The sequence below is a fragment of the Yinghuangia sp. YIM S09857 genome, from assembly GCF_051388915.1.
Classification (GTDB): Bacteria; Actinomycetota; Actinomycetes; order Streptomycetales; family Streptomycetaceae; genus Yinghuangia.
The window spans coordinates 294445-315418 of record NZ_JBPKBH010000007.1 but is presented as its reverse complement, the minus strand read 5'-3'; the positions used below and the strand labels follow the sequence as shown (position 1 = coordinate 315418).

General features: G+C 72.8%; 15 protein-coding genes and 1 pseudogene. 8 read left to right on the top strand and 8 right to left on the bottom strand.

Features of this window, described 5'->3' with window-relative positions; translation table 11 throughout:
* Positions 1-88: 88 nt before the first annotated feature.
* Complete coding sequence (locus ACRX5S_RS17645) at positions 89-703, bottom strand: DUF4126 domain-containing protein (RefSeq protein ID WP_436773890.1); 615 nt, start codon at positions 701-703, stop codon at positions 89-91.
* Positions 704-1342: 639 nt separating this feature from the next.
* On the bottom strand, positions 1343-1696 hold the full coding sequence (locus ACRX5S_RS17640) for an arsenate reductase family protein (RefSeq protein ID WP_436773889.1): 354 nt from the start codon (positions 1694-1696) through the stop codon (positions 1343-1345).
* Positions 1697-2064: 368 nt separating this feature from the next.
* Between ACRX5S_RS17640 and ACRX5S_RS17635 the strand changes: the two genes are divergently transcribed.
* The 4 genes from ACRX5S_RS17635 to ACRX5S_RS17620 all read left to right on the top strand — a co-directional run bounded on the left by ACRX5S_RS17635 (position 2065) and on the right by ACRX5S_RS17620 (position 7951).
* A complete protein-coding gene (locus tag ACRX5S_RS17635; protein WP_436773888.1) occupies positions 2065-2436 on the top strand; it encodes a DUF6504 family protein in 372 nt (123 codons plus the stop codon).
* Between the two features lie 17 nt (positions 2437-2453).
* Positions 2454-2984, top strand: coding sequence for an SAV_6107 family HEPN domain-containing protein (locus ACRX5S_RS17630; protein WP_436774058.1), 531 nt, complete (start codon positions 2454-2456; stop codon positions 2982-2984).
* 295 nt (positions 2985-3279) lie between these two features.
* Positions 3280-7068, top strand: a complete 3789-nt coding sequence (locus ACRX5S_RS17625) for a DNA polymerase III subunit alpha (protein WP_436773887.1) — start codon at positions 3280-3282, stop codon at positions 7066-7068.
* A gap of 154 nt (positions 7069-7222) precedes the next feature.
* Complete coding sequence (locus ACRX5S_RS17620) at positions 7223-7951, top strand: methyltransferase domain-containing protein (protein WP_436773886.1); 729 nt, start codon at positions 7223-7225, stop codon at positions 7949-7951.
* A 79-nt stretch (positions 7952-8030) separates the two neighbouring features.
* On the opposite strand, the gene ACRX5S_RS17615 is transcribed toward ACRX5S_RS17620, so the two are convergent.
* Entirely contained in the window at positions 8031-8318 is a 288-nt protein-coding gene (locus tag ACRX5S_RS17615) for a hypothetical protein (RefSeq protein WP_436773885.1), read from the bottom strand.
* Between the two features lie 176 nt (positions 8319-8494).
* Here ACRX5S_RS17615 and dinB point away from each other — a divergent pair, with 176 nt between their 5' ends.
* Together dinB and ACRX5S_RS17605 are read left to right on the top strand one after the other, a co-directional pair.
* Positions 8495-9673: a DNA polymerase IV gene (gene dinB, locus ACRX5S_RS17610; RefSeq protein WP_436774057.1), complete on the top strand. Its 1179-nt coding sequence runs from the start codon at positions 8495-8497 to the stop codon at positions 9671-9673.
* A 321-nt stretch (positions 9674-9994) separates the two neighbouring features.
* Positions 9995-10390 (top strand): DUF3040 domain-containing protein, encoded by a 396-nt coding sequence (locus ACRX5S_RS17605; RefSeq protein WP_436773884.1) that lies wholly within the window; start codon positions 9995-9997, stop codon positions 10388-10390.
* Positions 10391-10631: 241 nt separating this feature from the next.
* Here the strand turns inward: ACRX5S_RS17605 and ACRX5S_RS17600 are convergent.
* Positions 10632-10982, bottom strand: a pseudogene (locus tag ACRX5S_RS17600) (MerR family transcriptional regulator); the annotation flags it as partial.
* A gap of 107 nt (positions 10983-11089) precedes the next feature.
* Between ACRX5S_RS17600 and ACRX5S_RS17595 the strand changes: the two are divergent.
* Positions 11090-11989 (top strand): polysaccharide deacetylase family protein, encoded by a 900-nt coding sequence (locus ACRX5S_RS17595; RefSeq protein WP_436773883.1) that lies wholly within the window; start codon positions 11090-11092, stop codon positions 11987-11989.
* Positions 11990-12155: 166 nt separating this feature from the next.
* Here ACRX5S_RS17595 and ACRX5S_RS17590 read toward each other — a convergent pair whose 3' ends face one another.
* The 4 genes from ACRX5S_RS17590 to ACRX5S_RS17575 all read right to left on the bottom strand — a co-directional run bounded on the left by ACRX5S_RS17590 (position 12156) and on the right by ACRX5S_RS17575 (position 19594).
* Positions 12156-14306 carry a hypothetical protein gene (locus ACRX5S_RS17590; protein WP_436773882.1) on the bottom strand — a complete coding sequence of 717 codons (2151 nt, stop codon included), beginning with the start codon at positions 14304-14306 and terminating at the stop codon, positions 12156-12158.
* A gap of 410 nt (positions 14307-14716) precedes the next feature.
* The gene (locus tag ACRX5S_RS17585; RefSeq protein ID WP_436773881.1) at positions 14717-17068 is read right to left on the bottom strand and encodes a transglutaminase TgpA family protein; all 2352 of its coding nucleotides are present in this window, start codon (positions 17066-17068) and stop codon (positions 14717-14719) included.
* Positions 17065-18387, bottom strand: a complete 1323-nt coding sequence (locus tag ACRX5S_RS17580) for a DUF58 domain-containing protein (RefSeq protein WP_436773880.1) — start codon at positions 18385-18387, stop codon at positions 17065-17067. Before ACRX5S_RS17580 ends, ACRX5S_RS17585 begins: the two co-directional genes overlap by 4 nt.
* A gap of 1 nt (position 18388) precedes the next feature.
* Complete coding sequence (locus tag ACRX5S_RS17575) at positions 18389-19594, bottom strand: AAA family ATPase (RefSeq protein WP_436773879.1); 1206 nt, start codon at positions 19592-19594, stop codon at positions 18389-18391.
* Between the two features lie 792 nt (positions 19595-20386).
* On the opposite strand from ACRX5S_RS17575, the gene mraZ reads away from it, so the two are divergent.
* Positions 20387-20809 (top strand): division/cell wall cluster transcriptional repressor MraZ, encoded by a 423-nt coding sequence (gene mraZ, locus ACRX5S_RS17570; RefSeq protein ID WP_436773878.1) that lies wholly within the window; start codon positions 20387-20389, stop codon positions 20807-20809.
* Positions 20810-20974 lie beyond the last annotated feature (165 nt).

Below are 20974 nucleotides of genomic sequence, written 5' to 3'. Positions count from 1 at the left end.
CGCCCCCCGGTCTCGGGCCCCGCCTTCCCGTGCCCGCTCCCCACGGCTGCACGGGCCCACCCCCCAGTGGGTCGTCGCAGTGTTTGACTCACGGGCACCCGGGAGGGTTGTGCGGGTTGGGATTTTTTCTGGGATTTCTGCGGCGGTGGAGGTAGCGGCGGATGCGGGTGGCGAGGAAGAGGAGGAGGGCGGCGCCGAGAAGTAGGAGGAAAAGGGCGATTCCGGCGGCGAGCCAGGGGTGTTCGACGGTCAGGGCGAGGACGACGAGGACGGCGCCGTCTTCGCCGAGGGAAGTGGCGACATTAGATATCGGCTCCGGGGACGTGTTGACGGCCATGCGGAAGCCGGCCTTGACGGTGTGGCTGCCGAAGGCCATGCCGCCTCCGCCGAGGGCGGCGGCGAGTTGTTGGGCGGTGTCGGCGTCGCCCACTGCGGCGTAGAGGGCGCCGATCCAGGCGCCGACGAGGGGGCGTACGACGGTGTGGACGGCGTCCCAGGCGGAGTCTAGGTACGGGATCTTGTCGGCGACGAACTCGACGGCGAAGAGGATTGCGGCGGCGATGAGGACGTCCGTGCGTTCGAGCATCGGCGGGGTGCCGCTGTCGATGCCCAGGCGGCCCATGCCGCCGAGGATGAGGACGGTCGCGTACGCGTTGGTCCCGCTTGCCCAGCCGCCGGTGACGACCATGGGGGCGATATCCATATGCGCCCCCTGGTGAGGTATGCGGCAGTTGTCGTGATCTTGACGTTAACGCGCGGGTCGAGGGGCCGCATACTCAGGCATGCTCAGCGGTTTGGGCTTTCTACTCGGGTCGTGATCTGAGTACTTGTACGGATACCCGGGCGCCGTCGTCCCGGCAGAGTTGTCGCCAACGGGGAAGGCGGGGCCGTGGTCCGGACGTCGGGGGGCGGACGGACGGCGGATTGGGGGGGGACAACGGGGGATCCCGCAGGGGATCGCGGGGGGACAACGGGGACCGGGCTCCCCGGGCTGTCGCGCACGGGGGTGCGGCGGTCCGGGGGGCCTTGCGGGAAACGCGTTCGTGCGTACGGGACGCGGGGGTTGCATCTGCACCGCCGACACGGGGCGGCGGTTCGGGTGCCGTCGTATTGCCGTCACGGGGGTGGTGGCCGACGGCGAAGCGGGCTGTGCCTCCACGGGGGAGGCACAGCCCGCTGTCCTGTTTGGGGGCGGACCCGCAGGTGGGGTGGGGTCAGAGGAGGTTTTGGAGGGCCTGGTCGTCGCGGGCGACCACGGCTCGGCCGTCGTCGCGGGNGTGCCTCCACGGGGGAGGCACACCCCGCTGTCCTGTTTGGGGGCGGACCCGCAGGTGGGGTGGGGTCAGAGGAGGTTTTGGAGGGCCTGGTCGTCGCGGGCGACCACGGCTCGGCCGTCGTCGCGGGTGACGATCGGGCGCTGGATCAGGGCGGGGTTCTCGGCGAGGGCGGTGATCCACCGTTCGCGCTCGTCGGCGGTCTTGGGCCAGGCGGTGATGCCGAGGTCCTTGGCGGCCTGGTCACCGGTTCGGGTGATGTCCCAGGGGTCGAGGGCCAGGCGTTCGAGTACGCCACGGATCTCGTCGGCGCTGGGCGGGTCCTCCAGGTAGCGGCGCACGGTGTACTCGACGCCGGCCTCGTCGAGGAACGCGGTCGCCGCGCGGCTCTTGGAACAACGCGGGTTATGCCAGATCTCCATGGGCGCAGCATAGGCACCGGTGCGGCGGGGGACGGGGGGCCGGGCGGGGCCGCGTGTCGGTGGGGCGTGCGACGGTGGGTTCCGGGCCCGGGAAATCGAACAAAGATCGAAAACGGTGGGAGCGCGGCAAGGCTGGCGACTCGTGCCTTATGACGTTGACGTCGGGGAAGCCGCGAGGTTTACTGAAGCCACGGATCGAACTTGAGTTCGATTTTCGAGGGAGTCGAACAGGGTCGACGCGCAAGGTGCGCCGGCCGCGGCTCGCGGGGATCGACAGGGGCTCGGGTTCGTCCGGCGGAAACCGACCCTGGCCGGGGGTGCGAGGGGAAGCGCATCTCCGGCCGGGGCACCGCAGTGAAGGAGAGGCCATGGCACGTCGTCACATCGACCCGGTGGAGGTAGTACGCAGCGGAGGGGAACCGGCCCGGTTCCTGTGGCACGACAAGCTGTACGTGGTGAGGGACGTCCTCGACCACTGGGTGGAGAACGAGGAGTGGTGGCACGCCGGTCACACCAACAGGGCGGGCGCGCACGCCGGCATGGGCTCCCGAGCGGGAGCGCGTACGAGCGGCGTGGTGACCGCGGACGTCCCGCTGGGCGGCACGGGCACGGCCCTCCTGGCCATCGAGCGTGAGGTCTGGCGGGTCGAGGCCGCCGCCGGACGCAGTGCGCCGCTCGGCGTGTTCGACCTGAGGCTCGACTCGCAAGGCTCCTGGACCCTCGCCCGGACCCTGGACTGAAGGCGGCGATGACGATCATGGCCACCGAATCCGCAGCAGCACGACGCCGAACGGGAGGGGCGGGCGACCGTACCCGCGACAACCGGGACATACCCCACCTCCCGTCGATACCCCGCGCCCCCGTGCGCTGGACCAGTGCGCCGCCCGGCGCTCTCGACCTCCTCGCACATGCCCGCCGCGCACTCGCGGAGGCAGCCGAGGCAACCGCGCCCAACGAGCGCTACGCCGCCGCGCATCTCGCGGCGCTGCGTACGACCGCCGCAGTATTGGCCGCGCGGGCCCGCCCCGAGGAGGAGAAGCCGGGACGCCGCCGCGCGCCCCGCAGCGCGTGGCAACTGCTGCCCCAGGTGGCCCCCGAACTGACCGAGTGGGCCGGATACTTCGCGAGCGGCGCGCGCAAGCGCGCGGCGGCCGAGGCGGGACTGCCGAACGCCGTCACCGCCCGCGAGGCGGACGATCTCGTCCGGGACGTGGGGGTGTTCATCCGCCTCGTCGTCCAACTGCTCGGCTTGCCGGCGCTGACCGTGGTGCCGCCGCAGGAGGACTGACGGCGGCGCGGTTACGGACGCGGGCGCGGTGGCGGTGATCGGGGCGCGGTGGTTCGGGCCGGTGTGGTCCGGACTGCCGCGGTTCGGGTCGGCGCGGGCCCGTTCGGCGCGGGCCGGTGAGGATCGGTCCGCGTGAACCGGGCGGCGGGGAAGGGCCGTTCGGGTACGCGTCCCGCCGCGGACCGCATCGCGGCCACCGCTGGGCCCACTTGCTCGGGGGAGCACGACAATCCGTCCCGACCGGCTGAACGGAGCAGCCGCCGTACGTACCGCCCCCGACCCCATCGAGCACCTCATGACCCCACCGTTCATCCACCTGCACGTCGCCTCGGGGTATTCGATGCGGTACGGCGTGTCGCATCCGCACACCCTCGTCGAGCGGGCCGCCGAGGAGGGCATGGACGCGCTCGCCCTCACCGACCGGGACGGTGTCTACGGCGCCGTCGCGTTCGTGAAGGCCTGCGTGAAGGCGGGGATCAGCCCGATCGTCGGGGCGGATCTGGCCGTGCTTCCAGAGGCGGAGGCGGCCGGGGCCGGGAGCCGTGAGAGCCCCAATAACCGCGGTGGCCATGGAAGTTACGGCAGGTCCACATACGGCGGTTCCGAGGGCTTCGGAGGATGGGGCGGCCACGGTACCCAAAGGATCAGCAATACCCGTACCAGTAAAGGAAGTTGGAACTTCAGCCCAGACGGCACCGCCGGAATCGCCGGAATCCGCAAGCCCCGCAAGACCCCCGCCCGAGGCGGAGCGTACGTCGACCCCCGCCACCCCCGCGTCACCGTCCTCGCCCGCGGCCGCACCGGCTGGGCCGCGCTCTGCCGACTCGTCAGCGACGCCCACCGCCGGGGCCGCGAGGCGCAGGCCGATGCCGCGTCCCCGCGCCCCGTCCCCGTGTGCACCCGTGCCTCGCTCGCCGAACACGCCGCGCGCGGCGACCTGGTGGTGCTCATCGGCCCCGACTCCGAGTTCGGCCGCGCGGTCGCCGCCCGTCGGGACGCGCATGCGGAACGCCTGCTCACCGCGTACCGCGACGCCCTGCCGCCCGGCGCGCTGCACGTCGAACTGGTCAGCCACCTGGGCCCGTCCGGCGGCCCGCTGTCCACCGCCCTCGCCGCCCGCATGCTCGTCGCCGCCGACACGCTCGGCGTTCCGGCCGTGCTGACCAACGCCGTCCGGTACGCCGAGCGCGGCGACGCGCCGGTCGCCGACGTCCTCGACGCCGCTCGCCGCCTGGTCCCGCTCGGCCACCGCCACCTCGACCGGGTGGGCAGCGAGGGCTATCTCAAGCCGACCCTCGACATGGTCCGCGTCGCCGCCGAGATCGCGCTGCACGCCGACCGCGGAACCGCGGGCGCGCTGCTGGCCCGTACCCGCAACCTGGCCGAGTCGCTGGTCCTCGATCCGCGCGAAGACCTGGGCATGGGCAAGGTGTTCTACCCGGAGCCGGAGGTCGTCGGCGTACCGTCCGAGCGGGCCGCCGCCGAACTGCGCGCCCGCTGCGAGGCGGGCCTCGGCCTGCGCGGGATGACACCAACCGCCAAGGTACGCGAGCGCCTTGACGAGGAACTCGACCTGATCCGCAAGCTCGGACTGCCTTCGTACTTCCTCACCGTCGCCGGAGTCGTCGACCTCATCCGCGAGATGGGGGTGCGCTGCGCTGCGCGCGGCTCGGGGGCGGGCAGCCTGGTCAACCACCTGATCGGCATCTCCGGCGTGGACCCGATGCGGTACGGCCTGATCATGGAGCGCTTCGTCTCCGACCGCCGTTCCGCACTCCCGGACATCGACGTCGACGTCGAATCGGCCCGCCGCACCGACGTCTACGAACGCATCCTGGAGAAGTTCGGCGCCGAGCGCTGCGCGATGGTGTCGATGACCGAGACGTACAAGGCGCGCCACGCGATTCGCGACGTCGGTGCCGCCCTCGGCCTTCCGCCCGGCGAAATCGACGCGGTGGCAAAGGCGTTCCCGCACATCCGGGCCCGCGACGTCCGTGCCGCGCTGCGCGACCTGCCCGAACTGCGGGCGTCCGGCATCACCGAGGGGAACTTCGGCACGCTGCTCACCCTCGCCGAACGCCTCGACCGGCTGCCGCGCCACCTGGCCCTGCACCCGTGCGGCGTGCTGCTGTCCGACGTCAGCCTGCTCGACCGCACGCCGGTGGAGACCAGCGCGCAGGACTTCCCGATGAGCCAGTTCGGCAAGGACGACGTCGAGGACCTGGGGCTGCTCAAGCTGGATGTGCTGGGCGTACGCATGCAGTCCGCGATGGCGCACGCGCTCGACGAGGTCGAGCGCACCGGCGGCGGGCGGATCGACCTGGACGCCGTGCCGTTCGACGACCCGGGCACCTTCGAGCTGATCCGTTCGACGCGCACCCTCGGCTGCTTCCAGATCGAGTCGCCCGGACAGCGGGAGCTGGTGGGCAAGTTCGCCCCCGAGACGTTCGAGGACCTGATCGTCGACATCTCGCTGTTCCGGCCGGGGCCGGTCAAGAGCGACATGGTCACCCCGTTCCTGAACGCCCGTCAGGGCTGGGCCGCACCCGACGTCATCCACCGCGACCTGTGGTCCGCCCTCGCCGAGACCGAGGGCGTCGTGGTGTTCCACGAACAGGTGATCCGCATGGTGGCGACCATGACCGGCTGCGACTTCGCCCGGGCGGACGTCGCCCGGCGCGCGCTGGGCACGGTCGACGGGCAGGTCGCGATCCGCGACTGGTTCTGTGTCGAGGCGGACCGGCGCGGGTACGACCGGGCCACCGTCGAACGGGTGTGGGAAGTCCTCAAGGCCTTCGCGTCGTTCGGGTTCTGCAAGGCGCACGCGGCGGCGTTCGCGGTGCCGACGTACCAGTCCGCGTGGCTCAAGGCCCACCACACGGCGGCGTTCGTCGCCGGAGTCCTGACGCACGATCCGGGGATGTACCCGAAGCGCCTGATCCTGGACGACGCACGGCAGTTCGGCATCCCGGTGCTGGGCGTCGACGTCAACGTCTCGGACGCCGTCTACCGTGTCGAGGAGGCCGACGGGCGGGACGGCATCCGCATCGCGCTGTCCGAGGTCAAGGGCATCAGCGAGGCCGAGGTCGAACGCATCCTCGGAGTACGCCCGTTCACCTCGCTGGCCGACTTCTGGCACCGCACCGGGGTGTCCCGGCCGGTGGTCGAACGCCTCGTCCTGGTCGGCGCGTTCGACGCCGTGCACGCCATCGGGACGGGCGGCGGCGCCCCGACGCGGCGGGACCTGCTGCTGCAACTGGCCGACCTGGACCGGTACGGGCGCGAGGTCGCACCCGCGAGGGGACGCCGCGCGGGAGCCGGGCGCGGGGCGGCGGGCGGCCGTACAGCGGGCAGCCGTAAAGCGGGCGGCGGTACGGCCCAACTCGCCTTCGGCCTCGCCGACAACGAGGCGCCGGCCCTGACCGGCCTGCCCGAGATGACCCCCGCCGAACGGGTGCGCGCCGAACTGGAGATCCTCGGCATGGATGCCGACCGCCATGTGGTCGGCTTCTACGACGAGTTCCTCGACGCGATCGGCGTGACGCGCTCGCGCGACCTGCTGACCCGGCGGTCGCGCAGCGAGATCCTGGTGGCGGGCGTGAAGGTCGCCACCCAGACCCCGCCGGTGCGGTCCGGCCGCCGCGTGGTGTTCCTGACCCTCGACGACGCGACCGGGCCGATCGACGCGACGTTCTTCGAGGACGCGCAAGGCCCGTACGCCGCAACGCTGTTCCACTCCTGGCTCCTGGTGGTGCGGGGCGTCCTCCGGCGCACCGGTCCGCGCGGGGTGTCGCTGCGGGCCACCGGCTGCTGGGAGATGGGCGAGCTGTACGAGGCCTGGCGCGAGGGCGGCCCGGACGCCGTCCGGGCGCTCATGGCGGGTGCGGACGCCGGGGCCGCGGTCACGGAGGAGGCCGTCGAGGGCGCCGCGGCGAGCCGTTCGACCCGCCCGGTGATGCACCGCGTGCTGGTGCATGCGAGCGGGTTCAAGGTGTCGCCGTACGCCGATCTGCGCCCGCCGGGCACCCCCGCCAAGGACGCGCCGCGCAAACTGTGGCACACGAGTCCGGGGAGCTCGGGATGACGCCGCCCGCCACGCCTTGTGGGTTGTCCGCAGCGCTGCCCGCGGCGGCGTCCTCGGCACTGTCCGGGCCCGGGGTGCGCCGCCGCGCTGCCGGGCCAAACCGCGTGAATCCGGCACTAGGGTGGAGCCCCCGGCAGACGACAGGAGGCCTCCCGTGTCCGACCAGATGCGACGCCGCAGCTCGATGCGTACCGCTGTGGTGTGGCAGGTGCTGCGCGACGCGCTGGACCGCCGTGCGCGGGCCGCGGGGCGGGATGTGCTCGACGTCCTCGACACCGGGGGCGGCACCGGGAACTTCGCCGTGCCGCTGGCCCGGCTCGGACACCGGGTCACCGTCGTCGACCCCAGCCCCGACGCGCTGGCCGCACTGGAGCGGCGGGCTGCCGAGGCCGGGGTCACCGATCTGGTCAAGGCGTACCAGGGCGACACCCAGAACCTGTTCGACGTGGTCGAGCGCGAGGCCGCGGACATCGTGCTGTGCCACGGCGTCCTGGAGGTCGTCGACGAGCCCGACGAGGCGCTGGGCACCGTCGCCGGGGCGCTGCGGGACGGCGGCACGCTCAGCCTGCTCGCCGCGAACCGCACCGGGGCCGTGCTGGCCCGGGCCCTGGCCGGGCACTTCGCCCAGGCCGCGGCGGCCCTCGCCGACCCTGCCGCGCTGCCACGCCGGTTCTCCGTCGACGAGCTCACCGCACTCCTCACCAAGGTCGGCCTGCGCCCGGGCCCGGTACACGCCGTCCGGGTCTTCGCCGACCTGGTCCCCGGCGTCCTCGTCGACGACCCCGCGTCGTTCGACGCCCTGCTCGACCTGGAGCGAGCCGCGGCGGAACTCCCCGAATACCGCTCCCTCGCAACCCAAATCCACCTCCTCGCCGACAAGTAGCCCGTCGGGGGGCCCTCGACCGGTACGACAACTGCCCCGCGCCTGTGGACACTCGCGCTCGCTCGCTCGCCCCGCTCTGCTAAACCCCCAAGGTGGGGGTGCGCGGAGCCGGTCCGACAATCACATCGGCCGGGTTCGCGGTCACACCGCCCAAGGCCGCGCTTGTCGGATCGGCCGTGCCGGGCAAGTCGGCTGTGCCGGGCGGATCGGCCGTGTCGAGCGAGTCGGCCGTGTCGAGCGAGTCGGCCGTGCCGGGCAAGTTGGCCGTGTCGAGCGGATCGGCCGTGCCGGGCAAGTTGGCCGTGTCGAGCGGATCGGCCGTGCCGGGCAAGTCGGCCGTGCCGGGCGAGCCGGTCATGTCGAGCAAGCCGGTCCCGTCGGGTGCGGCGTTCTCTGGGCGGTGGGCCCATGACCTCCCGCCACCGCCTCTCGCCTGGCCGGTTCACCGATCCGGTCACCGATCCGGTCACGGGCCCGGTAGTCGGTCCGGAAGTTGGTCCGTTCGCAAACTCGGCCGTCGGTCCCGCCTCCGCGCCCGCCGTGATGCATGTCGACATGGACGCCTTCTACGCGTCCGTCGAGATCCGTCGCCGTCCCGAGCTGGCCGGGCGGCCTGTTGTCGTGGGGGCGTTGGGGGCTCGCGGGGTCGTGCTGTCCGCCACGCATGACGTCCGCGCGTACGGGGTGCGCGCCGGGCAGCCCGTCGGTCGGGCCCGGCGGCTCTGTCCGCAGGCCGTCTACCTTCCGCCGGATCACGACGAATACGCCCGCGTCTCCGACAACGTCATGGCGATGCTGCGCTCGATCACCCCGGCCGTCGAACCGCTCTCCCTCGACGAGGCGTTCCTCGACCTCGGCGGCTCGCTCCGCCGCCTCGGCGGCGACCCCGTGCGCGTCGGCGAGATGATCCGCGCCCGCATCTCCGACGAGCAGGGCATCACCTGTTCGGTCGGCGTCGCCGGCACCAAGTTCGTCGCCAAGCTCGCCGGTGCCACCGTCAAGCCGGACGGCCTCCGCGTCGTCCGCGACCACGAGGCCGTCGCGTTCCTGCACCCCCTCCCGGTCTCCCGGCTGTGGGGCGTCGGAGAACGCACCGAAGCCGCCCTGACCCGCCTGGGACTGCACACCGTGGGTGATATCGCCCACACCCCCCGCGCGACGCTCTGCCGGGCCCTGGGCCAGGCCGCGGGCCGCACCCTGCACGCGCTGGCCTGGGGACGCGACGACCGGCCGGTGGTCCCGTCCGAGCCGGAGCGCAGCATGGGCCACGAGGAGACCTTTCCCGCGGACGTCGACGACCCCGAGGTGGTACGCCGCGCGCTGCTCCGCCTCGCCACCCGCACCGGCGCCCGCCTGCGCGCCGCCGGACTGGCCGGCCGTACCGTCTCCGTCAAGGTGCGTTTCTCCGACTTCACCACGCTGACCAGGTCGAAGACCCTTCGCGAGGCGACCGACGTGGGCCGCGAGATCTACACGACCGCATGCGCCCTGCACGCCGGGCTCGGCCTCGAACGCGCCCGCCTGCGCCTGGTCGGCGTCCGCATGGAGCACCTGGTCGACGGCGACCGCCCCCGCCAGATGGTGCTCGGCGAGCGGGCCCGCGGATGGGCGGAGGTCGAGCGCGCCGCCGACGCCGTGCGGGACCGTTTCGGCGGACAGGCGCTGGCGCCCGCGAGCCTGCTCGGCGGATCGTCCGGCCGACCGCCGGGAACCCGCGGCTGATCGCATTCGTCAGCGGTGTGGGAACGCACGGGGGCGCATATCATCGCTGGAAGCGGCCGGTGTCCGTACACCGGTCGCCGCACTCCCTGTTCGGCTCCCGCAGCGCGGTCTCGATCGACAAGACATGACCGCGCACCGGACAGGGAATGCATGGGGAAGGTGGGGAACCCGTCGCCGACGGAGTCGCCGCCCGCGTAGGCAAGTCGACACGGCGCCACATGTGGCCGAGTCGTCTTTCGCGGGTGGCTTTCACGATGGCGGTTACCTGCCTATCCTGAAAGGGCCGCACCGGTCGCCTCGCGGCCGACGAAGGAGGACGCCGTGCCGCTCTCAGAGCACGAGCAGCGCTTGCTCGAGCAGATGGAGCGAGCGCTGTACGCCGAAGACCCCAAGTTCGCGACAGCGCTCGAGGGTGCCGGCATGCGCACGCATACCCGGCGTCGGACGGGCTGGGCGATCGCCGGTTTCGTCGTCGGCCTCGTTCTGCTCATGACCGGCGTCATGCTGCCGGCAATCTGGATCAGTGTCGTCGGCTTCCTGCTGATGCTCACGGGTGCCGTGCTCGCCGTCACCGGCTGGCGCCGTTCCCCGGGGCAGGCTCAGCAGCAGGCGGAAGGCGGCTCCGGGAGCGCCGGACGGGCCCCGCGCCCGCGCCGCGCCAAGATGATGAACCGCATCGAGGAGCGCTGGAAGCGGCGCCGCGACGAACAAGCCTGACGCGCACCGGGCGCACGTCCGACGTGCCGTCCTGACAGGCATATACGCACTGCCCTCACGAAGCCGGGATCCCGCTGGACGGGTCCCGGCTTGGTGTTGTCCGCGTTCCGGAACCGGCGTCCGCCCCCGCCCCTTTCGCGCCGACTCCCGGCGTCCCGACTTCCTGCCTCCTGACTCCCGGCGTCCCGACTTCCTGCATCCCGACTTCCTGGGTCTCGACACCGTCCGCGGGGTCGTACGCGCGGACCGCGGCCAGGTATTCGGCGACGGCGTCGCGGTTGCGGGAGAGGCAGCGGATCCGCTCGGTCATGCGGTCCAGCTCGTGTTCCAGGGTGGCCAGCATCTCCGGGGTGGCGTCCGGGAAGTAGATGGCCCGGGGCTTGTCGAGGCAGGGCAGGATCTGCTTGATGATCCGGGTCGGCAGCCCGGAGTCGAGCAGGCCCCGGATCTGCACGACGCGGTCCACGTAGCGGTCGTCGTAATCGCGGTAGCCGTTGGCGGAGCGGTCGGCGAGGATCAGCCCCTGCTCCTCGTAGTAGCGCAGCAGTCGGCGGGACGTGCCCGTACGCTCCGACAGCTCTCCGATCCGCATGTGACCCACCTCACGTCCGCACGTTTTGACCCTCACATAGATGTGACGGTTCGAGCGTAGAGGCAGGCCGTATCGGCCACGCCACCGCGTGTGTGAGGAGCACTGCCATGGACAACAGCCTCTACGACTACAGCGCGATCGTCGACCGCGAGCCGATCCGGTGGCCCGGCGGTGCCCGCGTCGCCTTCTACGTCGGGCTCAACGTCGAGCACTACCGGATCGACCGCCCGTCGACCAGCACGTTCGCGGGGACGGCGGGGCTGACCCCGGACCCGCTGAACTACGGCTGGCGCGACTACGGCCCGCGGGTGGGCATCTGGCGGCTGACCGAGAGCCTGGACCGGCACGGGATCCGCGCGAGCGTGCTGCTCAACTCCGATGTCGCCGAGCGCTATCCGCGCATCATCGAGGCCGGGCGCGAGCGGGACTGGGTGTGGCTCGCGCACGGCAAGAACAACTCGATCTTCCAGGCGGACATGACGCGGGACGAGGAACGCGCCTACCTCGCCGACGTCGTCGGCACCATCGAGAAGGCCACCGGGCGACGGCCCCGCGGCTGGATGGGGCCGGCGCTCAGCGAGACGTTCAACACCCCGGAACTGCTGGCCGAGTTGGGGTTGCGGTACGTCCTGGACTGGACGAACGACGACCAGCCGTACCGTCTGAACGTGCCCGGCATGCTGAGCGTGCCGTACTCGGTGGAGCTCAACGACATCGGCCTGTTCGTCGGCAAGAGCACCAGCGGACCGGACTTCGTGCGGATCGTGAAGGATCAGCTGGACCAGCTCCACGCGGACTCGGCCGACAGCGGGCGCGTGATGGCGCTGGCGCTGCACCCGTTCGTGATCGGCCAGGCGTTCCGGCACAGGTACCTCGACGAGGCGTTGGAGTACGTGGCGAACCACGAAGGGGTGTGGCTGACGACGAGCGACGAGATCGCCGAGCACTATGCGGCGACTGCTTCGGGCGGCGTCGAAGGAAGCGGGGAGGGCGGCTCGGCGGGGTGAGCGCGGGGGCGTCGGGCCTGGCCGCGGTCGGTCGCATTGGGCAGGAGCGCCGATCGTGGCCAGGCACCGGGGTACCAGCTTGCGCGGCGGGCCCGTGCCGGGGTGCCTGCCAGCGCGGCGGACTCGTGCGGGGGCGCCTGCCAGCGCGGTGGACGCGTGCGGTTCGTCAGTTCGTCCGGGTGTTGTCGAGGTGGTGGCCGAGGTAGCCGATGTGGATCCGGCCGGTGACGCCTGCCGCGTCGTCGTGGAAGTGCATGCGCGGCGCCGGGTTGCCGATGCCCCGCAGCTTGACGTGCGCCTCCATGAAGACCGCCTGTTCGGGGGCCACTTCGGGAGGCACCGGGAACGTCCTGGCGCGGCGGAACTTGGCGCGGCCCGCGACCGCGTCGGACTCCTTCATCGCGAACTTCTTGGGGGAGAGCGCGTAGGCGCCGTGCGGTGGGTTGCGGCACCAGTCGCGGAAGCCCCCGCGGAACGTGTTGGCGGAGCGGGCGGCGGCGTAGGCGTTGAGCGCGCGCAAGGCGTCCCAGGCTGCGCCCGCCCACACGCGGGTGTGCCCCGGCTCTCCCTTGTCGAGGACCGAGGCACCCGCGTCGAGCGCGTGGGGGAGGCTGACGTGGTGCAGTTCGGTCCGGGCCCGGAGCAGGACGTCGGCCAGGCACTCGGGGGTCCACATGTCGTCGGTGGGCGCGGGGTGGTCGATCGGACGCTCCGCGAGCAGGCCGTCGAGGCGGCGGATGCGGTCGTCGGAGCGCCGCGACTCCTCGGCCAGTTCCTCGTATTGCAGGACGAGGAGGTCGTAGTCGTACCGCAGCCGCGACAACTCGGCGGCCAGCGCCTCGCTCTCCGCGGCGTCGCGCCGGGGCAGGCCCAGCGAGTCGGCGACGCCGCGCAGGTCGCGGACCAGTTCGGCGAGTTCGGCGAGCGCCTTGCGGGCCTCGGTGGCCTGGGCCAGCTCCCCGACCACCTGCCGGGCCACCTCGGCGACCCAGGCGGCGGGCGGTTCGGGTACGGGGGTGCCGGGTACCCAGTGCGGGCCGGACTTGTCGGGGGATCCGGGGCCGGCGGTGGTCGGGGACCCCGGGGGAGGCCCGCCGGAATCGGTACCGTTTGCGGGAGAAGCGTGCGTCTGGGAACTGCCGTTCACCTTGGCCGCCTGGGTCGGCGACACGGGTGCGGTGTCGCCCGGGCGCGGTCCGTCGGCCGGGGGGACCACACCGGTCAGCCGGGCCGAGGCGTTCCGGCGGACCACGGCGGCCAGGTCTCCGGGACGCAGCGGGACGCACGTCCCGCCGTTGCGGGTTCCGCTGTCGTTGCCGTCCGAGCCAGGGTCTGGAGCGGTACGGGGATTCGGATCCGTTCCGCTGCCCGCGGGCGGCCCGAGGCGCCGGGGCAGCAATGGCGTCGGCGCCGCGCCCCTCGCCGCAACTCCCGTCCGGCCCGGGGGAGTTCCCGGGTGGACCAGCACGTCCCGCCAGTCGAGTCCGCGGTCGAGGATCTGCGGCACCAAGCGCATGCCCCGGCGCGCGTCCGGCGGCAGCGGCCTGCGCACGCCGTCCCCCGTGACGCCGGTGACGACCACGTCGAGGGCGGCCTTGCCGTGGTCCCGGAGGGCGGAGCCGCTACGGACCGGGTGGCGTTGCGGATAGTCCTCGGTCGCCGGATCGAACTCGGCCATATAGGTGCGCAGCGCGCCCCCGTAGACGCCGAAGCCCGGCCCGAGCGCGGCGTTCAGGCGGTCCTGCGCCGCCTTGTCGCACAACCGGGCCACCACCGCGGTCCCGGCCAGGCGGCGGGCGAGGTAGGCGGCGTGGCTCGCGGGCAGCGACGCGTCGTGCTCGTCGGTGCTCAGCACCACGACCGGTACGCGGCGCCGCGGGTCCAGGAGGCGGCCGAGCAGTTCGGCGACGTGGTCGGTGTCGACGTCCAGCGGCGACGTCTCCAGAGGGATCGCGCCGTCGAACGCCCGTTCCGCGTCGAGGAGTCCGGACACGGTCGCGACCGCGCGGGAGAGGTCCGCGGCTTCGAGGGCCGTCGCGTCCACGGATATGACCGCCCATGCCGTCGGCGGCGAGGGCGTCGGTGAGGCGGGCGAGGGGGTGGGCGAGGACGGACCCCATAACGCCGACAGTCCGCCGACCGTGTACCGGCCGCAGGCGGGGCCTTCGTCCAGGACGACGGACTCGCCGTCGGCGGCATGGCGCAGGGCCGGGGAGCCGTCGTCCGGTACGCCCGACGCCGCCGTGAAGCTGCGGCGCAGCGCCGGGCCCAAATGCTCGCCGGATCCGTGGAGTACGGCCTGGTAGACGCGGGTCACGAGGCATCCCCCCGGTGTGAGGCTGCTGATTCCGCCTTGGTAACGCCTTCATGGTCACCGTACGGGGATACTGCCCCAGCAGTGAGTGACTTCCCCCAAACGCGAAACATGCGCTGCGCGCACCGAGCGCCGGGCGCGGCGCCGAGTTTCACCCTGATATGCCCGAAGTAGTCGCCTATGGCAGGCGGTTGGGGTGGTGAAAAGGCGCGGAATGCGGCACCTCGGAGACACCTGGAAGGCACCTGGAAGACACGGACCGGGCACGGATTATCCGGCCGCGCCCCGGCGGAGCGGGGACGCAGGCCGGATACCCGGTCCGTCGGCGCGCCGCCGGGGCGCAACGCCACGGTCGTTGCCGCAGACTTCGCCACGGCTTTCGCCACGGTCCGCCCGGGCGGACCGTGGCTCGGTTACCCGGGCGCCGGGCCCGGCTCCGGTTCCGCGTCGCGGCTGTTGCGCAGCCGGTCCAGCGGCCCGCTCTCGGGACGGCGGAACGCCGACGCCGGGAGGACGGCCGCGCGGAACCGGGTGCCGCGGGTCGCGGAGGTGAGCAGCGTCGCGCGGACGACGCGCACGTCCTCGGCGAGGCCGATGGTGCGCTGCGGCGCCTCCGGGGCGTACATGACCTGCTCGGCGGCGAGCGCGATGCGCGGCAGGGCCTCGCGCGCCTGGGTGGCGTCCTCCGGGATCGCCTCCAGCAGGCGCACCGTGAGCTGGCGCGGCGTCTCGTGGTCCTCGGTGCGGATGCCCAGGTCCCGTGCGGTGTCCAGGACTTCGTACCAGGCGCCGAGTACCGCGTCGCCGGGTTCCCGGACCGCTCCGTCCGCGGCCGCGTCCCGGCTGAGCGCGGTCAGCCGTCGCCTGCGCACGCGTTGCCGCAAGAGCATCGGTGCGGCCAGCACCAGCAGCACCACGGCGGCGATGCCCACGCCGATCAGCAGGCCGGACAGCCAGCTGTTGTCGTCGTCCTTCGCCGCCACCGGGGCCGCGCTCGGCGACTCGCTCGCGCAGTCACCCATGCGGCAGTCGTCGGACTGCTCGGGCGCCGGGGCGGAACTGCTCTCGGACGGTGCCGTCGTGGGGACCTGCGTGCTGGCGCTCGGCGCGGGCTGCACGCGCGAGTAATCCGGCGTGGTGCCGCGCGCCGGGGTCGGCTCGAAGCGCACCCAGCCCGCACCCTGGAAGTACAGCTCCGGCCAGGCGTGCGCGTCGTGGCTGCCGACCTGGTACGTGTTGTCGCCGATGGACTGGCCCGGCACGAAGCCCACGGCCACGCGCGCCGGGATGCCGAGGATCCGCGCCATGACGGCCATCGCCGACGCGAACTGCTCGCAGTACCCGGTCTTGTGCTTCAGGAAGTTCTCCAGCGCGAACGCCCCGGTCCCGCCCGGGACCTTGGTGTCGTACGTGAACTGGCCCGACTCGGTGAACCACTTCTCCAGCAGCACGGCCTTGTCGAACGGGGTCCCCCCGCGGCCCGCGACCTGGAGGGCGGTCGGCCGGAGCTTGTCCTCCACCTCGTCGGGCACGTCGCGGTAGCGGTTCATCGAGGGCGGCGACCCCTCCGCGTTCCGCAACTGCTCCTCGGTCGGCTTGATGTCCAGGCTGGTGACCTGGTACTTGAGGTTCGACACGGTCTGGCCGTCGTCGCCGTACAGCAGGCGGCCCTCGTGCTCGTAGCGCCACTTGCCCTTGACGTCGACCGTGGAGGCGGCGTACGGCATCGGCAGCGAGGTCTGCCGGAAGTTCTTCTCGACCTTCACGGTCGTGGTGACCGTGTCGGCCTTGATCCCGCCGCCGAGGCCCTGCGGGGCCGGGAAAGGTCCGCGCGGCACGTCGGTCAACGTCTGCTCGGTCGGCTTCCACGCGTTGCCGTCGAACATGTCGAGTGCCGCGAGCCGCAGGTAGAAGCCCCTGGGGTTGGCCGAGTTCGTCGTGTAGGTCAGCACGTCGACGTTGTCCGGCCGGTTCAGCTCGTTCTGGAGGTCCACGATCGGGTTGATCGTGGTGAGCCGGTCCTTGCCACCGTTGACGTCGCGGTCGGCGAGCCGGTTCGCGGTCATCGGCACCACCGCGGGCACCGCGACGGCGACGGCCAGGGTGGCCAGGCCGATGCGTCCGCCGCCGCGCGCCCAGGGTCGCGGCGTTCCCGACTCGGGGCCGCGCATGCCCGGCGGCACGAGCGGCCGCCCCCAGCGCAGCAGGCGCTCCCGGCCCTCGGCGAGCAGCAGGATGATGTACGCGAGGCCGGACAGCAGGAACACCGTCCAGCCGAGGCCGGACTCGGCGAGCGCGGCGGGCACGCTGTAGAGCGCGAGCAGGGGCAGGCCGGCGGGCGCGGCCTGCGCGTACGTCACCGCGATCACGTCGACCATGACCGCGACGGCCGCGACCACCGTCACCAGGATCGCGCCGATCCCGTCGCTGGCCGGCACCGGCGGAGCGAAGCTCTGTATGTCGTCGCCGCCGTTCGCCAGCAGGTCGCCGTACGCCCGCAACGCGTCGGGCGTCGGCAACGGCCCCGCGACGTCCGGGACCAGCACCACCAGCAGGTACGGGATCAGCATGACGAGTTGGATCACGCCGACGAACGGGCGCGGCACCGACAGGCGCCGCACGACCTCCCCGGTCACCGCGACCATCACGACCGCGCCGATCGACTGGCCGATCCAGTCGCCGTTCTTGACCAGCGGCAGCAGCGAGGACGCGGTGAGCGTGGTGGCGAGTGCGGCGGCGACGGCCATCCGCAGGCGGCCGGTCATGCGCAGTACTCCGATCCGGACAGGGACGCACCGTGGGCGCCGAACGAGGCGCCGCGCACGGGCGATTCGGACGAACGGCCCGCACCGCGCCACAGATCAGGCAGGCGCGTCGCCGCCGAGGCGGGCAGGACGCGCCAGCCGGCCTGGCGCAGCAGCCCCACCGCCACCTCGTGCGGCAGCGCGCCCGGAGTCGGGACGGCCTCCCACGCGGCGGTGTCGAGCACGACGGCCAGGCCGCGCCCGGCCGTGCTGCGGGCGCGCGCGAGGCGGCGGGTGTCGTCCTCGGTCAGATTGGCCAGGACGGCGACCGCCATGCCCTCGCCGCCGGGCTGACGCAGCGTCATCTCGGCGCCGTCCAGCGACTCGGTGTGCTTGGCGTCGACCACGGCGAGCGCGTCGAGCAGGAAGCTCTCGGTCTCCGCGGGGGCGGTGCGCAGACCTTCGGGCGGACCGGCGAGCTGCCGCCCGTCGGCGGCGATCAGATGGGTCGTGTAACCGCGACGGCACAGGTGCACGCCGATCGAGGCCGCCGTGGACACCGCCCACTCGAAGGACGAGGACGGTCCCTCGCCGCGGTGCACGGACAGCCTCGTGTCGAGCAGCAGCGTCGCCTGGTTCTGCCAGGACTGCTCCTCGCGGCGCACCATCAGTTCGCCGCGCCGCGCGGTGGAGCGCCAGTGCACGCGCCGCACGTCGTCGCCGTGCCGGTACTCGCGCGGGACGACGTCCTCCTCGCCGGCCGAGGCCAGGCTGCGGGAGTTGCCGTCGCCGTACCCGGTCCACTCGCCGCCCAGGTCGACGGCCGGGAGCTGCTGGACGACCGGGGTCACCACGAGCGTGTCGCGGGCCGCGAAGGAGCGCGTCAGCTCGCACATGCCGAACGGGTCGGCCAGGCGCAGCCGCAGCGGCCCCACGGTGAACTTGCCGCGCAGGTCGGACCGCACGCGGTAGGCCACCTGCCGGTAGCCGTGCGGTTCTATGCGGTCGAGCACGAAGCGGGGGCGCGAGCCCAGCACGTACGGCACGTGGTCTTCGAGCATCAGCAGCCCGGTCGGGATGCGCGACACGTTGTCGACGCGCAGCCGCACCTGCGACTCGTGGCCCGCGGCGACGCGTGCCGGTTCGAGGCCGCGCGTGCTGGTGACCAGGTGCCGGGTGCGTGCCACCACCAGGACTGCCACGAGCGGCAGCGCGGCCAGCAGGAAGCCCACGCGGAGCAGGTCGCGCTGGCCGAGGACCACCGCGCAGACCGCCGCGGCGATGCCCGCCGCGAGGAAGGAGCGTCCCCGGGTGGTCAGCCCGGACAGGGCGGTACGCATGTCAGCGCGCCGGGCCGTGGCCGTTGCCGTGGAACGGGCCGCCGGGCGCGCCGTACGGGCCGCCCTGCGGGGCGGACCCCGGGTAGGGCTGCTGCTGCCGCGTCGCGTACGCGCTCGGCGGGGGACCGTACGGCTGCTGGGCGTGCGGCGCCTGCCCGTGGTGCGGTGCGGGCTGCGGGTGGGACTGCCCCTGCGGCTGGTACTGGTTGTGCTGCGGCGCGGGCGCGGGCGCCGGCTGGCCGGGCGCGCCCGGCACCGGGACGGACCGCACGATGTCGCGTACGACCTGCTCGGCCGAGCGGCGCGACATCTGCGCCTCGGCGGTCGGCAGGAGGCGGTGTGCCAGCACCGGGACCGCGAGGGCCTGGAGGTCGTCCGGCAGGACGTAGCCCCGGTTGTCCAGCGCCGCGGCGGCCTTGGCGGCCCGCACCAGGTGCAGCGTCGCGCGCGGCGACGCGCCCAGGCGCAGCTCGGGCGAGTTGCGCGTGGCGTTGACCAGGTCCACCGAGTAGCGCGCGACGCCGGGGGAGACGTGCACCTCGCGCACGGCCTCGATCAGCTTGACGATGTCCCGCGCGTCGGCAACCGGGTCGAGCGCGCCGAGCGGTGAGCCGGCGCCGTGCACCCCGAGCATCTCCAGCTCGGCTTCCGGCGACGGGTAGCCCATTGACACGCGGGCCATGAAACGGTCGCGCTGTGCCTCGGGCAGCGGGTAGGTCCCCTCCATCTCCACCGGGTTCTGGGTGGCGATGACCATGAAGGGGGCCTGGAGCTCGTACGTCGTGCCGTCGACGGTCACCTGGTGCTCCGCCATCGACTCCAGCAGCGCCGACTGGGTCTTCGGCGAGGCCCGGTTGATCTCGTCGCCGATCACGATGTTCGCGAAGATCGCGCCGGGCTTGAACTCGAACTCGCGCCGCTCCTGGTCGTACACGCTGACGCCGGTGATGTCCGAAGGCAGCAGGTCCGGCGTGAACTGCACGCGCCGGACCGTACAGTCGACCGAGCGGGCCAGCGACTTCGCGAGCATCGTCTTCCCGACGCCCGGTACGTCCTCGACCAGCAGGTGGCCCTCGGCGAGCAGCACGGTCAGTGCCAGCCTCACCACCTCGGGCTTGCCTTCGATCACGCTCTCCATGGCCCCCCGGATGCGCGCGGCGGTGGCCGCCAGCTCCTTGAGACCGGCCTGATCGTTGAACGTCGACACCCGTGCCCTCCCTGCCCCATGACGCCCCGCCGACGAGACGGGACCACAGGCCGATTGTCACAGGTGAACAGCCATCCGTGTCACTCGGTCGAGTGATCGTTTTCGGACGGCGGTGAAAGCACCCAATCAGCCTCGGGGCTAAGGACTCGGGTCCCGGTCTGTTCGGTTGCACCTTCGGGGCACCGGACGCGTTGCCGGACGGCGGCGGCCGTGTGGGCCGCCGACCTGCCCGGCGGGCCGGGGAGCAGGGCGTACGGGCAACCGCGCATGTGGCCCGGTGTGCCCGGCGCACCGAAGGAACGTTCAATCACGTACCCGGATCGCGTGGTGGCGAACGTGTGCGGAGGGGGTGGGGAGACCGCGGGGCGGCGGCAGGGAGACGGCAGGGAGACGGCGGGGCGGCGGGAACGGGGCCGGGAGACGACCAGGGGGTGCCCGACGCGCCCGGGGTGCCTGCGGATCGGTGATCGTCTGCGGCTGCGCGTGGGCGGTCGGCCGGGAAAGGGGTCGGCGCGGCGACGCGGGCGGCCGTCGCGCCCAGGTGGCGCCGCGGTGGCGGCAGCGGTCGGTGCGTGGCGCGGATCGCCTCGGCGACCACCCGGATGCGGGGGGCGCGTGCGAGTCGGCCGTACGCGCCCTCCACTTCGCCCCACCCGTTCCGACCTGCGGTTTTGTGGCTGCTGGGGGGCGTGTGACGCGGCCGCTGAGGGTTGACCGTGGGGTTTGGTGGAGTAGAGTGGCGGGAAATGGGGCCGTGAGAATGCAAGAACTCGAACGGTGCGGAGGTGCCCTGTGTTCTTGGGCACCTACGAGCCCCGATTGGACGAGAAGGGTCGGCTGATCCTTCCGGCGAAGTTCCGTGACGAGTTGGCGGAGGGCCTAGTGATCACCAAGGGGCAGGAGCGCTGCCTCTACGTGTGGCCCCTCCCCGAGTTCGAGCGCATCACCGAACAACTGCGCGAAGCCCCGCTGGCCTCCAAGGCCCACCGGGACTACATGCGGGTGTTCTTCGCGGGCGCCTCCGACGAGGTCCCGGACAAGCAGGGCCGCGTCCTGGTCCCCCCGGCGCTTCGTGCGTACGCGGGCCTCGGACGCGAGTGCGTCGTGATCGGAGCGGGCGCCCGGGTCGAGATCTGGGACGCCGAGGCGTGGCGCGTCTACCTGGAAGCGCAGGAGGACTCGTTCGCCGAGCTCTCCGAGGAGGTGCTGTCCTGACGGACGTGCCGTGAGGTCTCCACCCGCTCCGAGCCTTCTGGCACTCCTTCCCCGGTGCCAGAACGTCACTTCCCCAGACGAGCGGGCGGGGACCTGGCGGCACGTACGTTCCGGACCTCCTCGGCGCCGCGCCGCATCCGTGGCAGTCTTGCCCCGCGGCACCTC

Coding starts and splice junctions, on each gene's coding strand:
- ACRX5S_RS17645 (WP_436773890.1), bottom strand. CDS start 703: ATGGATATCGCCCCCATGGTCGTCACCGGCGGCTGGGCAAGCGGGACC.
- dinB (WP_436774057.1), top strand. CDS start 8,495: ATGCATGTCGACATGGACGCCTTCTACGCGTCCGTCGAGATCCGTCGC.
- ACRX5S_RS17635 (WP_436773888.1), top strand. CDS start 2,065: ATGGCACGTCGTCACATCGACCCGGTGGAGGTAGTACGCAGCGGAGGG.
- ACRX5S_RS17580 (WP_436773880.1), bottom strand. CDS start 18,387: ATGCGTACCGCCCTGTCCGGGCTGACCACCCGGGGACGCTCCTTCCTC.
- ACRX5S_RS17630 (WP_436774058.1), top strand. CDS start 2,454: ATGGCCACCGAATCCGCAGCAGCACGACGCCGAACGGGAGGGGCGGGC.
- ACRX5S_RS17625 (WP_436773887.1), top strand. CDS start 3,280: ATGACCCCACCGTTCATCCACCTGCACGTCGCCTCGGGGTATTCGATG.
- ACRX5S_RS17595 (WP_436773883.1), top strand. CDS start 11,090: ATGGACAACAGCCTCTACGACTACAGCGCGATCGTCGACCGCGAGCCG.
- ACRX5S_RS17585 (WP_436773881.1), bottom strand. CDS start 17,068: ATGACCGGCCGCCTGCGGATGGCCGTCGCCGCCGCACTCGCCACCACG.
- ACRX5S_RS17640 (WP_436773889.1), bottom strand. CDS start 1,696: ATGGAGATCTGGCATAACCCGCGTTGTTCCAAGAGCCGCGCGGCGACC.